Origin of the sequence: Haladaptatus halobius, from assembly GCF_020618475.1 — an archaeon.
Classification (GTDB): Archaea; Halobacteriota; Halobacteria; order Halobacteriales; family Haladaptataceae; genus Haladaptatus; species Haladaptatus halobius.
In genome coordinates this window covers 438,975-451,595 of the sequence record NZ_CP085339.1, presented here as the reverse complement: position 1 = coordinate 451,595, position 12,621 = coordinate 438,975, and the positions used below count along the sequence as shown (strand labels likewise).

Here is a 12,621-nt window from a genome sequence, read left to right as displayed (position 1 = left end):
CCCTGCTCGATAACTTACCATATTTCAGTACTTGCAGAGGATTCCAATAAGGCCGTGAATTCAACTGCGCCCGTATTACAATGGCAATAAGTACGGTCAAACGAAGGAGTTCAATTGGCAAAGGTTCCAAACGCATCGACACCGACCCAACTCACGACAAGTCCGCCGATGAGAATCGGAATCCAGTACACAAACCCACGAAATATCACGACTGCAGCCAGTGCTGTCTCTAATCCAACTGTGATGCTCGGTAAACTCGCGAGTATCGCCACAAGGGCAGTCTCAATGCCACCGGCACCACCCGGAAGCGGTGTAATGCTGGCGAGGGCACCCATCGGAACAACAAATAGCATCACCGAGAATGGAATTGGTGTACCGATTGCCCAGAATGCCACCCACAGGGCGATCATTTGAAATACCCATCCAAGAGTTGCGGCGGTGAGCGTAAAAACCATTCCTCGACGGTCGGTCGCTATACGTTCAATTGCGACAAAAAATCCCTCAATTCTGGATTTGATATTGGACTCGTCGGGCGGTGAGACGCCGGACAACACTTTCGTTAATCGCTGAATGACCGGTGTGAGCACGGATTCAAGTCTTCGCTCAATGGCATCTTGATTCAGCCAACCGAGATAGGTCAATAAAGGAACAACAACGGCGAGTCCGACGATTAGACCAGTTGCAGCCCGTAACCGTTGACTAAAGGTGATTTTGGTGGCAAAGTACGCCGCGCCGACGAGCGCAAGCGTGACTGACGGCAAAAAATTGATTGCATCGACGCTCGCAATTGCCGCGAGGCCGCGCTCGTACTCCATTTCGGCAACCTTTGAAATGAGGAGAGCTGCAAAAGGTTCTCCGCCTGCCTGTCCGAACGGTGTCACGTTATTTGAAAACATTGCCCCGTTGAGGACAAGGAACGACCGAACCACCGAGAGGTGCACGCCCAAAACTGCCAATACTGCTCGAAGACCGAGGGCCCATGCAACAAGCCATCCAACGGTGATTGCACCGACCAGGGCGACGAGACCGGTATCAGCGCGTGATAGCTCTCGGAGTAGATCCTCGATACCCACAAGATAAAGTATCCCACTTAGAATGACGAGGGTTCCGAAGAATCCAACAGCGGTGACCCGTCGCTGTATCATGTCCATAGCTTATCTGCACCCAACTGTATCAATCCACTGGCTTTCTCGGATTTACGATCTGCACATCATAGATGTGAGAGATGGAAATCTCCGCTGCCGGTTCGATCCATCGCGGATGGGCTTACGGAGACATCTGAACAATAGCGGAAGACGTGCGAGATATAGCTGATGTTCGCGTCGAAGAGACGAGCGTTATAGACGTTCAAGCGTGAGACGGCCGAACTGGCGGAACAACTCAATGTTCCTGTGGAGGTCGGCGAAGCCGTTGATGATCTGCTCGACATTGAGTATAGGGTCGAAGCCACATCGACGACTATAGGGGAGAATACCCAACTCAAAAATATTTACAGTGAGTGAAATAACGGTATCAGTATGACCTCACTCAGTATGATCAGACGGTGATGCAGGAATTGGCTTACATCCTCAAAACGGAAGTCTATCGATAGTCATGTCTTGCAGTGGAAAATCGTGATTTACATGAATTGCACCATCTCAATCGTTTAACATCCACCAGCGAACGCTCACGGAGCACATGGAGGTAGCGACTGAATGCCCAAAGATACCGGCGACCTTACTCGACTGAGCACGAACACGCACGGCAATTGATTAAACGAATAGCGACCTATGATCACCTCATACTTCGTGGTTGATTTATTGTAATATAACATACCATCGGATGTTAATCTAGTGAGTTGGGACTGTCAATTTGTTTTGCCTCGGCAGCAAACGATTTGATAATCTGCTCTTCAGCACGGTGGAGAACACCGCTCACCGCCGATGGGTTAACTTCTAATGCATCTGCGAGCTCAGTAAGTGAACAACCACGTGGCGTATCGTAGTACCCACGCGTGATGGCTTCAGTAAGGACTTCCCATTGCCGGGCAGTCAAGAGATCGGTTACTTCGACTGACTGGGAAATCGAGAGAATCTCGAATGAGACGTCCCTCTCCTCAAATTCAGCTTTCAGGTTCGAGAGCCGCTCCCACGACGTGACCGTCTCAATGGTCTGCCAACCATTGCGCAAAACCATGGGATATTGCGGCAGCATACCCGTCGTACGTGCCGCGACACGCGGTTCGTGTTCCGCTGTCTCAATCTGGAGTAGCACCCCTTGCTGATTAGTTTGTAATACCTCATACGACCGAACTTCAGGTGCCGTATCAAGCACCTGAATGAGAGTCTTTGGATCTGGCGTTTCTGCGTCAACGACCACTCGTAAGCTATCCTCTGTACGATGAGAAGCGAGCATCCGAAACTCATCGTCTGGGTGGTCAAGCGAATACTTGACGAGTGAATCACGCGGTAATTCGATCCTTAGCCAAACTCTGGGCATGTACTTTTGTATGCTCCCTACTGGCTTGTTTCCATAGATGTGAATATATTCACGCAAATATCCACGGTACTTCGTCGCGTCTTCTAGGTCATGGGATCAACGAAATCCAGGAATACGATCGAATCTAACGTCAGTGACTGGCCCGGTATTAACGTCTCACCGCATGACCGTGGTGGTGGGCGTGAATTCACTCTCAACGGACGAGAAATCGGCCATATACACAATAGTCGACTTGTCGATATTCCGTTCGCCAAGCGCATCCGCGACATCCTCATTGAGAAGGAACGGGCACAAAAACATCACGTTCTACCGGACTCTGGCTGGGTGTCCTACTATGTCCAATCAGACGAAGACATTGATGGGGCACTCTGGCTCCTGCGCATTTCGTACCTGTACCACCTGAGTGTGATGCAAAAGCGTGCTGGCGACCACTTTGAAGGAGACGAGGTGGATGTTGACGCAGAGCTCGACGAATTGGATCTGAGCGACGAACTACGCCGTGTATTCAGTGAACTGAAGGCTGATACGTGAGTAGCGAAATAGTGCTTACACGCCCGCGACTTGCCCAAGCGACGCTGTTGCTCGCGAGTATGCTGACTATCATGGCGGGTGCGACCATCGCGCCCGCATTGCCTGCCATCCAGCGAGCGTTCTCGACGACACCGAACGCGTCGATTCTTGTCGGGCTCGTCCTCACGATGCATGGGCTATTCATCGCGGTCGGAGCGCCTATCATCGGGTCAATCGCTGATCGGTATGGCCGCCGGTGGTTGTTGCTCGGTTCGACAGTGATCTATGCGCTCGCCGGTGGCTCGGGATTCGTGATGGATTCTCTAGTGGCAATTCTCGCCGGACGGGCTGTGCTGGGGCTAGCCGTGGCAGGCGTAATGGTGACGGTGACGGCATTGATTACTGACTATTATGAGGAGAACCGCCGTGAAACGGTTCTTGGGAGACAGGGAGCCTTCATGTCGTTGGGTGGCGTCGTGTTACTCCCACTCGCAGGCGTGCTCGCCGATATCAGTTGGCGTGTTCCTTTCCTTGTTTATACCTTGGCGTTGGTTCTTCTACCTGCAATGGCGTTCGCGTTGCCTGAGTCCGACCGCCACAAACAATCCGGAAACCGCTCAATGATCAGTGTCGACCTCCGTCGGATGCTTACTCGATTCCCACTTAGATCACTCGTGCTTATTTTCGCGCTTGGACTCGTTAGCCAGATTCTCTTCTACATGATTCCTGTTCAAATACCATTTTATCTCGAATCACAGGCGGGGGGGAGTGCGACACTCGTTGGTATTGCATTAGCGACCTCAACATTCGCCGGTGGAGTAGTATCGCTGCTCTATGGACGCATCCGAACCGCTATGAGCGTGATTGCAATCGTCGCGCTTCTGTTTGGCTTCATGAGTATCGGGTATATCATCATCGGGGTGAGCCAGACGTTTCTTGGAATCGTCGCTGGGCTAGTGATCGTCGGTGCTGGCATTGGGTTTGTCCTCCCGAACCTCAATACGTGGATCGTGGCGGTCACCCCGGACATCGTCCGCGGCCGAGCACTCAGCGGACTGACGAGTGCGATTTTCCTCGGTCAATTCCTGTCGCCGATAGTGATTCGCCCCGTGAGTGAGACAATCGGGCTCAGCATGACGTTTCTCGGCGTCGGTGTGATACTAGCGGGTGGAGCGGTCATGTTCGCTCTCGCGGCAATGTACACCACGCCATTGACCAAGTCGGATTCCATGTCCGACGAGCAGCTAGATACCGACAAAGCACTCGATAAATAGATGCGCGTATTTTGAAACACGTCAGGTGCTAGGACACCTGGCACCGGTCTTCCGAAACCAGAGCGAAAGACCCTGAGTACAAACCCATCCGCAGCCCGTGACGCTGACGAGACGGCACAGCAACGCACACAGGCCGAACAGTTCTCCGTCGATGTCGATGCCCCCGAATGGTCGAAGTCACCACTGAGAGCCACGAGAACCCTGCAGACTACCAGTACACAGTCTCCATCGACGACATGACCAAAGACCAATGGCTTGCACCTGCCCGCACCACGTTCACCGTAACGCCTACTGCAAACACATGACTGCCGTCGAAAATGCGGCCGACGACGACACCCTGACGGCATTCCTATCCGACGACGAGACGGACAAAGACGAGCGGTGACTCGTCGGACGACACACAGTCGGATGACGATACTGAGACTAACCAAAGCAAAAACACAGGAAGCAGCGAATCCGAAGATTCCGGATCAGACAACTCATCCACCGACGAGGATACTCAAGACGACTGCTGAAACAGCCAGTCGCTCATTCCTATTTTCATGACCAACTGATCGCGTCGACGATTTCTCCCATCGGCACTAGCCACAACGAGTCTCAGTATCCTCGCCGGATGTTCCAGCATCCTCGGATCTACCAAAACACATACGTGAGAAACGTCGTCCACTACGCCAGACTCGAAGATAGCAGTGACGGAAACGATTGCGACGAACGTACAGACGGTGACAGACACCGCAAAAACGACCAACGATGAGTCGTCAGGAGAAGGCAGAACAGGAGCGTCCTCTCAGAAAACCCAGCAGGACAAGACGACCACACCAGGTGGTTCCTCGACGTCAAGCTCACAAGAGACGAATCAGAAAACGTCCCCCAAATCGACGAAGGAGGCGACTACCACGAAAGTCCCAGTCGAGAAATCGACATCCACGACGGAGAGACAAGTATACACAACTGAGTCATCCAGATAATCAGCGTACTCAGCAGTAATCTACAATCTAGAAGTTCGCAATGCGGTTGCCACAAGTTTACTTCAGGAGCTTTTTCAACATTAATCGGATCTTCGATTTCGCTTTGCGCTTTGCATACTGTTTTGGTTTCTTAACTTTCTGTGCAGTCCCAGACGCTTTCGAGACGCCTGTTTTCTTCCGAACCCTCCGCTTTACTTCCCCTGTCGTCTTTCGTTTGGCGTATTTTTTCGGATCTTTGGCCGCTCTCACAAGTTTCTCGACTTTCGATTTCTTACGACGGATGTGAAACGGATCGATTTTCATGCCTCTGCTAGTTGCTGCTATACTGTATAATAATCATCCTCATCGCGCTTATGAGGAATTGACGTGTATTCGTACGTCATTTCTCCCCAGTCCACCTTCGATATAGGAGTGAAGCTACACAACTTGTTTACAAAGTAGTGGCTTTCTCATCTATTTTACCCCTGGCTTTTTGTAGTACTATACCGTCTGGAGGACTGTATGACTGACTTGATTACCAAATCTGCAGTCAAAGAACAGCTTGAAGGACAGAATGTTGCCGGTGACTTCTATGACGCACTTGACGAGGAAGTCGCAACGGTTCTCGAAAACGCTGCCCGGCGAGCCGAAGAAAACGATCGTAAAACCGTCCAACCCCGCGATTTATAGCGGTACACTGTCTCCGTCTTTTTACACTTGGGGCTCGATGAGAATTCTACTGACCTCGATTACAATTAGCTCAGGAAAGACCATGAGTACGAAACCACCTACAGACCGTGACACTGACGGGACGGCACAGAAACGCGCTCAGTGGGAACGGTTTTCCTTTGACGTCAATGCTCCCGGAATAGTGGACGTCGTCAATGAGTGCCATAAGAACCCCGTAGAACACCAGTACATTATTTCAATTGACGAAGTGACCGTCGGAGCTAATGGCCTATACATGTCCGCATTACGTTCACCGCACCGCATTCTGCAAGCACATGGCCGCTGTCGAAAACGCAACTGACGACAGGACGCTCGACACCTTCCCTAAGGAGGAGACCGAAGACGATGCCGAACCAGTAGAGTGCGACTGTGACGGCCTCGACGGCTTCCCGTGCTGGCCGTGTGTGCAAACGGGACGGAAGGAACTGCCGAACTAACCACCGCTTCAACCCTTTTTATCTATGACATGGCAATTGACGCTCTCGGCTATCACCGACCAGCGAACGGTCGTGGAGAGTGAGGATAGAGCCACCAATGATAATTTCAAATCACCGATAGGTCTGCTCGACCGGGCTCAACAGCACGCGGCGGCCGTCGCGGCTGACCATTTTCCAGATTTGGTGGTAAAACCATCCACTAGGATGTCTCGAAACGAGCGCAACGATAGACTAGTACGACTGCTCTGACCGATAAAATAAAACATTTATCTAGCTATTCACTAGTCACATCTCTGAACCATAAAAGGAGCCAACTTTAATCGAAAGATATAGTAAATAACATACAACGTGATGAGAGAGTCACCAGTAATGAGCCAACCAAAATCACATCAGATGTCATCAAATTTTTCTTTCTCTGTTTTCCTCGTTGGTGGCTCTTTCTTTAGTGTACTTTTATTCGGTGCAATAATATGGGTACTCAGGTCATCGATCGTGAATCAGAGTGGTGTGGTCACACAGTCGAGAGTGGGGATAGCATTGTTTCTGATGTGGATCGGAATTTTTGTAATTACGATTGGTGGATCGCTTTATCTCTCCCGAATATAATCTGCTTTGCGGCTGAGCACTTCCCGGCTTTGCCGGTCGAAGCGATTGACTGGACGGTCTCACACCGCGCGCAACGAACGGCAGGAGCGACGAAATACGACTCTGCAACGGACGAGATAACGATCTCGCTGACGTAGGACGCCTACGACTTGCAAGGCTGGGAGCAATTCAGTTCGACAGTCCGCCACGAGGTGACCCACGCACGGCGTTATTGAGATTCACTCGTCGTCGTTTCCTTTCCGGACCAGAAGATACGATCCAACACCCGCAAGCCCTCCGAGCGCTGGCAGAAATTCAAATCCTGGTTGTCCTGACGTGGTTGTTGTCGATTGCGATGCTGTCCTCGCTGGGTTTGACGCCGCAGTTGAGCGAGTATTTGACGTCTGTGCTGTTGTAGATAAGCGAGTGTTGACATCCTCCCCGCCCTGAAGGGCGAGGATTCCCACAACGTCGGTCGCTGGTTCGGTGGGAGTTTACGGTTTACACACCGACGAGGTGCTGGCCATGCCAAGTAGCCGTTACTCCTATCCCGTGAGGGATTCAGAGGTACTTGGTTGTTTAGCGTCGGTACCCAACCGATCCCGAAGGGGTACTTCGAGCCTCGGTCGGGAAGTCCGAATTTGTCCGATTGTCCCGATATGGGCGCGGATGTACCGCGTCGGATACCCAGAAAACCGCACGGAGAGCACCGAAGACTGTACCGTACAGTGAAAGTGAACAAAGACGGCGATTCATCCCCGCCCTCCCGGGCGAGGCTTTCTCGCCTGCAATTACGTAATTGCATGAGTTGCTGTTGTACTCGAGTGTATTGTGTGAGTGGTCGCCGTCGTGGTTCCAAATCGTCGACTAACCCTGCAAACAGCCCGTTGTCGTTACTTCTGGCGGACTAAGAAGGCTCGTGACTACCAAAAGAATGCCAACCAGCAAGAACGCTGCTGCAATAGTCTGTCGGATTGTCATGGAGTTACCCTCCTTTGTTGCTCGGCATGTGGTGATTTGGTTTTCGTTTGAGGGTTTCAAACCGCCGTCTAAGCCATGTTGCACTCACTGCGAAGAGATAGTATGTAATGATCTGCCCGCTATCCCACAGATACGGTTGCTCTCCTTGAAGCTGTGCATCAAGGGCATAGATCACATGTTCGATCCCTAGTCCCTCGTACACAAGACGTGAAATGAGATACGCCGGAATGTAGAGCAGTTGAACTAACCAGAGACAATCCTCATGAAGCCGCGCTCTTACATAGGTGTCCAAAACCCTGTAGCAGAAGCCTTGGGAGAGATTTGAACTCTCGACCGACTCCTTACAAAGGAGTTGCTCTGCCAGCCTGAGCTACCAAGGCATCTTTAGTATCTAAACGCTCTCAACAAAGACTTTCGATTTGGTACCAGAGACATGGGGTGCAGCGACACCCGCCGAATTGGAAATGGGTCTATTACTCGGACAGCGAGATGGTTTCGTCAGTATGTTCTACCCCTCTTATCCGACCGCATACTACGAGGAACTCGGCATCAACCTCGACACAGAGTCCAAGGCACGACTCTTAGAGGTCCAAGGACAACAAGCCAGCGTCGATAAGGAAATATTCTACGAAGCCAATGCGGACGTGCACCTTATCGATCCTAATACGCTGCAATTCTACTCAAGGAATCGGTCGAATCAATGACACGAGTGAGGTCGCTGAAAACGTCGGTCCGTTCCTGGGTCATCACGGTTACCATACACCTGGGACGTACATGGACTATGAACCGTGGCCGTTAATGGACTACTTCAAGGTAGTGAGCGAAGTGTTTCAAACGCCTCGGCGGTACGACGCTGCGCGCACATTCCATAACAATCTCCGAACCCATATTCGGTCACAACTTCCAAGCGAGACGCCGACTGTGGCGATGCTCGGCGGCGGTGCTGACCCCAAGGCTGGGACGTTCTATCCGGTCGCTATCGAGAACGGCGGTGGGGGTCGAAGCCCTACCGTGATGTCGCCCAGGACGCCCTCAGTGACCTCGGTACCAAGACAACAAGCATTGACTATGAGGTTCTCCTCAAGACAGACCCTGACATAATCGTCTCTCAAAACCGTCTTGGACCGGCGGGACTTGCTCCGGAAGGGGATGAGGCGTTCCGGAGAGACTACCTCACCCCGATGCGTGCTGGCATGGAAGCAAATTTGACTGCCGTACAGAATGGGGACGTCTATCCTGCGGCACCCCACATTCAGGGGCTGATTTCGACGCTCTTCGGTATGGAGGCGGCAGCAGAACAATTGTACCCGGATACGTTCACCGACGAGCTATTCGACCGGGAGCAACTCACAGCCCTCACAACGACCGAAACCTGATCACATTCTACATCTGCACTTCTATCGATGCTCGCACGAACGAGACGCCCCACAGACACGTCGAGATCGGATCGCAGGGATCCTCGCGGTCGACGGTCTTATGGCAACGGTAGCGAGCGTGATGCTCGCCCCACCAGACCCATTCCCACAACTCCAGTTCATGCCGGCTGTCTTCGCCGTGACTGTGCTGGTGCTGTTTCTATTCGAGCATCGGAACAGGGCAAGCGGATCGTGATCGAGCATTGAGTGTTTCAATAGAGCCAGATCAATTGCTATTCTGTCCGACTCCAAATCACTCGACGTGCTTCTGCCTTCTTTGCGTAGTTTACTCAATTTGAACAAAGATGAAAATAGGAAGATGAGTAATCAATGATCACTAACTGAGGTATCTATTGTCTCTATTTCCCTAGAACCCATCAGATGACAACCCGCGGACTCAACTTCCCACGCTCAACCTCTTCATCCTCATGCAATTCCTCAAGCTGCCGATGCGCGGATGGCCGCTCGATCTTGAGCGTATCCGCCACCCACCGAGCCGTCACGGCAGGAAACTCCGACTCACGAATCACTCTAAGAATATCGTCGTCAGTTGTTTCTTCTGGGGCATAAGAAACTGCCGAATAAACTTCCATTCAGCCTGTTTTATCTATGCTACGTCGATTGTCGTTCTCAGATGTCATTGACCAGCGAACACTCGCGGAGCGAGCGGATGCAGCGACCGACGATCAGGGCAATATCTTAGATACACCAACGTCTATAGAGCCATCCTCGAGACAGCTTCCCAGGATACCGACAGGATGACCCTAACCGAGTATGCGACCACTGTCGGGCTTCTCTTCTAATCAAGCCGAGAATTGCACTTGGAAATACAGCGAGTGCTGACCAACCTCTGCGCCCATAACGAGAAGTGGGTCAACAGGCTACAAGCCGTGCCAGTTGTCAGCTGGAGAAAGTTCGCCGAAATCGTATTCCTCATTGGGTGCTCGCCTGACCTGTGGGCGAAGGGTTCAATTGTATTGATGACTTGGTCAACAGCCACGGTCGGTTCATCGACACCGCTATAGCTCTTGACTGAATATTCATTCAATAATGACAGAGACGCACTCATTTCTTGAAGAACCAGCAGATACTCGAGAGATTATCATGAAGGCCACCTATCACGCACTCTGTGAGCACGGGTACGCAGACCTGACAATTCAGCGTATCGGCGATCACTTCGAGAAGAGCAAATCATTGCTTTACCACCACTACGATAGCAAGGACGAACTCCTGTTGGACTTCCTCGAGTTCATGCTCGAGCACTACAAGGCAAACATTCCGCGGACGGACTACGACGACGCGCACGCCCATTTGCAGGCGCTACTTGATCACGTCTTCCCGGACGAACTCGAAGCAGAGCGCCGCAAGTTTATGGCAGCGATGGTCGAGTTACGAGCGCAAGCCGCCCATGACGACGCATACCGCGAGCACTTCACGCGGAGCGATAGCTTCTTCCATGATCGAATCGCTGAGATCGTTCGGATGGGGATCAAAGAGGGTGTTTTCCGGGATATTGACCCTGACCGAACGGCCGCGCTGCTGGTGACGACCATTACTGGCGCCATGACCCGACGGACGACAGCCGATGGCGACGTGGCGATTCCAGCTGTTCGCAGGGAACTCCAGCAGTACATCGAATCGCAACTACTCACGGAGGTCTCACAGTGAGCCGAGGGCCAGGACGGGATCGGTCGGTCAACGTAATCGACGGCGCACTGTTCAAGCCGCTCGTCCTCCTGTCGGTGCCAATCGTGCTCACGAATCTATTGCAAGTCGGCTACAACCTCGCTGATACGTTTTGGGTCGGCCGGCTTGGCCAGGAGGCAGTGTCTGCTATCTCGTTCTCGTGGGCGATCATCTTCTTGCTTATCAGCCTTGCTGCCGGCTTCACCGTCGCCGGCACGGTACTGGTCGCCCAGAATAAGGGTGCAGGGAACGAAGATCGGATCGGTCGCGTTGCTGGACAGACGATTTCCTTTATTGTCTTGTTATCAGCGATACTTTCAGTCGGTGGCTATCTCTTCACTCCGAGCATGCTCCAACTGATCGGTGCGTTACCAGGTACTGAAGAGTACACGCTCGCGCTGGAATACACGCGAACAATGTTCTTGGGCATCCCCTTCGTTTTCGGCTTTTTCATTTTCCAGTCACTGCTACAAGGGTGGGGAGATTCACAGACGCCATTCTACCTGATGCTACTTGGGGTTCTACTCAACGTTGTCATTGACCCATTTTTCATCCTCGGCTTTCAGGACAACGTGCTCTTCGCCGCGCTCGGCCTCAAGTCGCTGGAAGCGTCGCTGTATTCGGCGACGGGCTTCGCCGGCTTCGGTGTGCAGGGAGCCGCTCTCGCGACGATCGCTACGCGCGGATTCGGCGCTGTTATTGGAGTTTGGTTACTCCTCTCTGGGCATGTGGGTATCCACCTCGAACCGGCCGATTTCAAGCTCCGATTGGAGACCGTTCGGAGAATCATTCACATTGGTGCGCCGGCGAGTATCGAACAGAGTACCATCGCTCTCAGTGTGACTATCCTGACCGCACTAGTCGCGCTCGCCGGTGCGGAAGCAGTCGCAGCATACGGGATTGGGACGCGGGTTACGTCGATGGTTGTCCTGCCCGCGATCGGGGTGGCTCGCGGTGTCGAGACCGTCGTCGGACAGAATCTAGGCGCACAACAGCCGGATCGGGCAAAGCGTGGCGTGTTCGCAGCTGTCGGTCTGATTGTTGCCTGTTTGGTCGCCTTCAGCGCGGTCGTGTATATGTTTGCGGCGCCACTCGTTGATATCTTCATCACAGGCGAGGGTGCCGCGTCCGTGATTAGGCTTGGTGCCGAGTATCTCCAAGTCGTTGGTGCGACCTATGCCTTTTTGGGCGCTTTCTACGTCATTCAAGGTGGATTCCGGGGGAGTGGTAGTACTCGGATTGCAATGGTCTTTGCTATCTTCGGGTTCATTGTGCTTCGGGCGTCGCTGTCCTACCTCTTCGTTGAGTCGCTCAGCCTCGGTGCTACTGGCGTTTGGTATGGGGAGGCCGCGGCAAATGTGCTAATGGTTCTTGCTGCCGGCTTGTACTTCCTGCGGGGTACGTGGACCGATCGCGTGGTTTCCGAATCGGCCCCTGGATCGGCCGCCGAAGCGCAAGCGGTCGGTGATGCTACCAGCGAAGGTGATGGATCTACCATTGCGAACGGCGGCGTCGACGACCGCTAATCATCATGTATAATAAAAATGATCATATTCTGGAAGCCAATAGTACCTCATTT

General features: G+C 52.6%; 12 protein-coding genes and 1 tRNA gene. 9 read left to right on the top strand and 4 right to left on the bottom strand.

Going from position 1 to position 12,621, the window contains the following annotated elements:
- Nucleotides 1-110 precede the first annotated feature (110 nt).
- Entirely contained in the window at nucleotides 111-1,145 is a 1,035-nt protein-coding gene (locus LIW51_RS32625; protein WP_227379648.1) for a lysylphosphatidylglycerol synthase transmembrane domain-containing protein, read from the bottom strand.
- Nucleotides 1,146-1,824: 679 nt separating this feature from the next.
- Nucleotides 1,825-2,358 (bottom strand): helix-turn-helix domain-containing protein, encoded by a 534-nt coding sequence (locus tag LIW51_RS32620; RefSeq protein ID WP_227379647.1) that lies wholly within the window; start codon nucleotides 2,356-2,358, stop codon nucleotides 1,825-1,827.
- Nucleotides 2,359-2,568: 210 nt separating this feature from the next.
- On the opposite strand from LIW51_RS32620, the gene LIW51_RS32615 reads away from it, so the two are divergent.
- From LIW51_RS32615 to LIW51_RS38850, 3 genes are all read left to right on the top strand, one after another.
- On the top strand, nucleotides 2,569-3,009 hold the full coding sequence (locus LIW51_RS32615; RefSeq protein ID WP_227379646.1) for a luciferase domain-containing protein: 441 nt from the start codon (nucleotides 2,569-2,571) through the stop codon (nucleotides 3,007-3,009).
- A complete protein-coding gene (locus LIW51_RS32610; RefSeq protein ID WP_227379645.1) occupies nucleotides 3,006-4,262 on the top strand; it encodes an MFS transporter in 1,257 nt (418 codons plus the stop codon). Before LIW51_RS32615 ends, LIW51_RS32610 begins: the two co-directional genes overlap by 4 nt.
- A 250-nt stretch (nucleotides 4,263-4,512) precedes the next feature.
- Nucleotides 4,513-4,647 (top strand): hypothetical protein, encoded by a 135-nt coding sequence (locus tag LIW51_RS38850; protein WP_255767662.1) that lies wholly within the window; start codon nucleotides 4,513-4,515, stop codon nucleotides 4,645-4,647.
- 640 nt (nucleotides 4,648-5,287) lie between these two features.
- Here LIW51_RS38850 and LIW51_RS32605 read toward each other — a convergent pair.
- A complete protein-coding gene (locus LIW51_RS32605; protein ID WP_227379644.1) occupies nucleotides 5,288-5,533 on the bottom strand; it encodes a hypothetical protein in 246 nt (81 codons plus the stop codon).
- Nucleotides 5,534-5,731: 198 nt separating this feature from the next.
- Here LIW51_RS32605 and LIW51_RS32600 point away from each other — a divergent pair, with 198 nt between their 5' ends.
- Both LIW51_RS32600 and LIW51_RS32595 read left to right on the top strand, forming a co-directional pair.
- On the top strand, nucleotides 5,732-5,899 hold the full coding sequence (locus LIW51_RS32600; RefSeq protein WP_227379643.1) for a DUF1931 domain-containing protein: 168 nt from the start codon (nucleotides 5,732-5,734) through the stop codon (nucleotides 5,897-5,899).
- A 314-nt stretch (nucleotides 5,900-6,213) separates the two neighbouring features.
- Nucleotides 6,214-6,375: a hypothetical protein gene (locus LIW51_RS32595; protein ID WP_227379642.1), complete on the top strand. Its 162-nt coding sequence runs from the start codon at nucleotides 6,214-6,216 to the stop codon at nucleotides 6,373-6,375.
- A gap of 1,872 nt (nucleotides 6,376-8,247) precedes the next feature.
- On the opposite strand, the gene LIW51_RS32585 is transcribed toward LIW51_RS32595, so the two are convergent.
- A tRNA-Thr gene (locus LIW51_RS32585) sits at nucleotides 8,248-8,321 on the bottom strand.
- A gap of 39 nt (nucleotides 8,322-8,360) precedes the next feature.
- Here LIW51_RS32585 and LIW51_RS32580 point away from each other — a divergent pair.
- From LIW51_RS32580 to LIW51_RS32560, 4 genes are all read left to right on the top strand, one after another.
- Nucleotides 8,361-8,645 (top strand): hypothetical protein, encoded by a 285-nt coding sequence (locus LIW51_RS32580; protein ID WP_227379640.1) that lies wholly within the window; start codon nucleotides 8,361-8,363, stop codon nucleotides 8,643-8,645.
- A gap of 489 nt (nucleotides 8,646-9,134) precedes the next feature.
- The gene (locus LIW51_RS32575) at nucleotides 9,135-9,317 is read left to right on the top strand and encodes a hypothetical protein (RefSeq protein ID WP_227379639.1); all 183 of its coding nucleotides are present in this window, start codon (nucleotides 9,135-9,137) and stop codon (nucleotides 9,315-9,317) included.
- 1,089 nt (nucleotides 9,318-10,406) lie between these two features.
- Nucleotides 10,407-11,024 carry a TetR/AcrR family transcriptional regulator gene (locus LIW51_RS32565; protein ID WP_227379637.1) on the top strand — a complete coding sequence of 206 codons (618 nt, stop codon included), beginning with the start codon at nucleotides 10,407-10,409 and terminating at the stop codon, nucleotides 11,022-11,024.
- Complete coding sequence (locus LIW51_RS32560) at nucleotides 11,021-12,568, top strand: MATE family efflux transporter (RefSeq protein WP_227379636.1); 1,548 nt, start codon at nucleotides 11,021-11,023, stop codon at nucleotides 12,566-12,568. The genes LIW51_RS32565 and LIW51_RS32560 overlap by 4 nt, the downstream gene beginning before the upstream one ends.
- Nucleotides 12,569-12,621 lie beyond the last annotated feature (53 nt).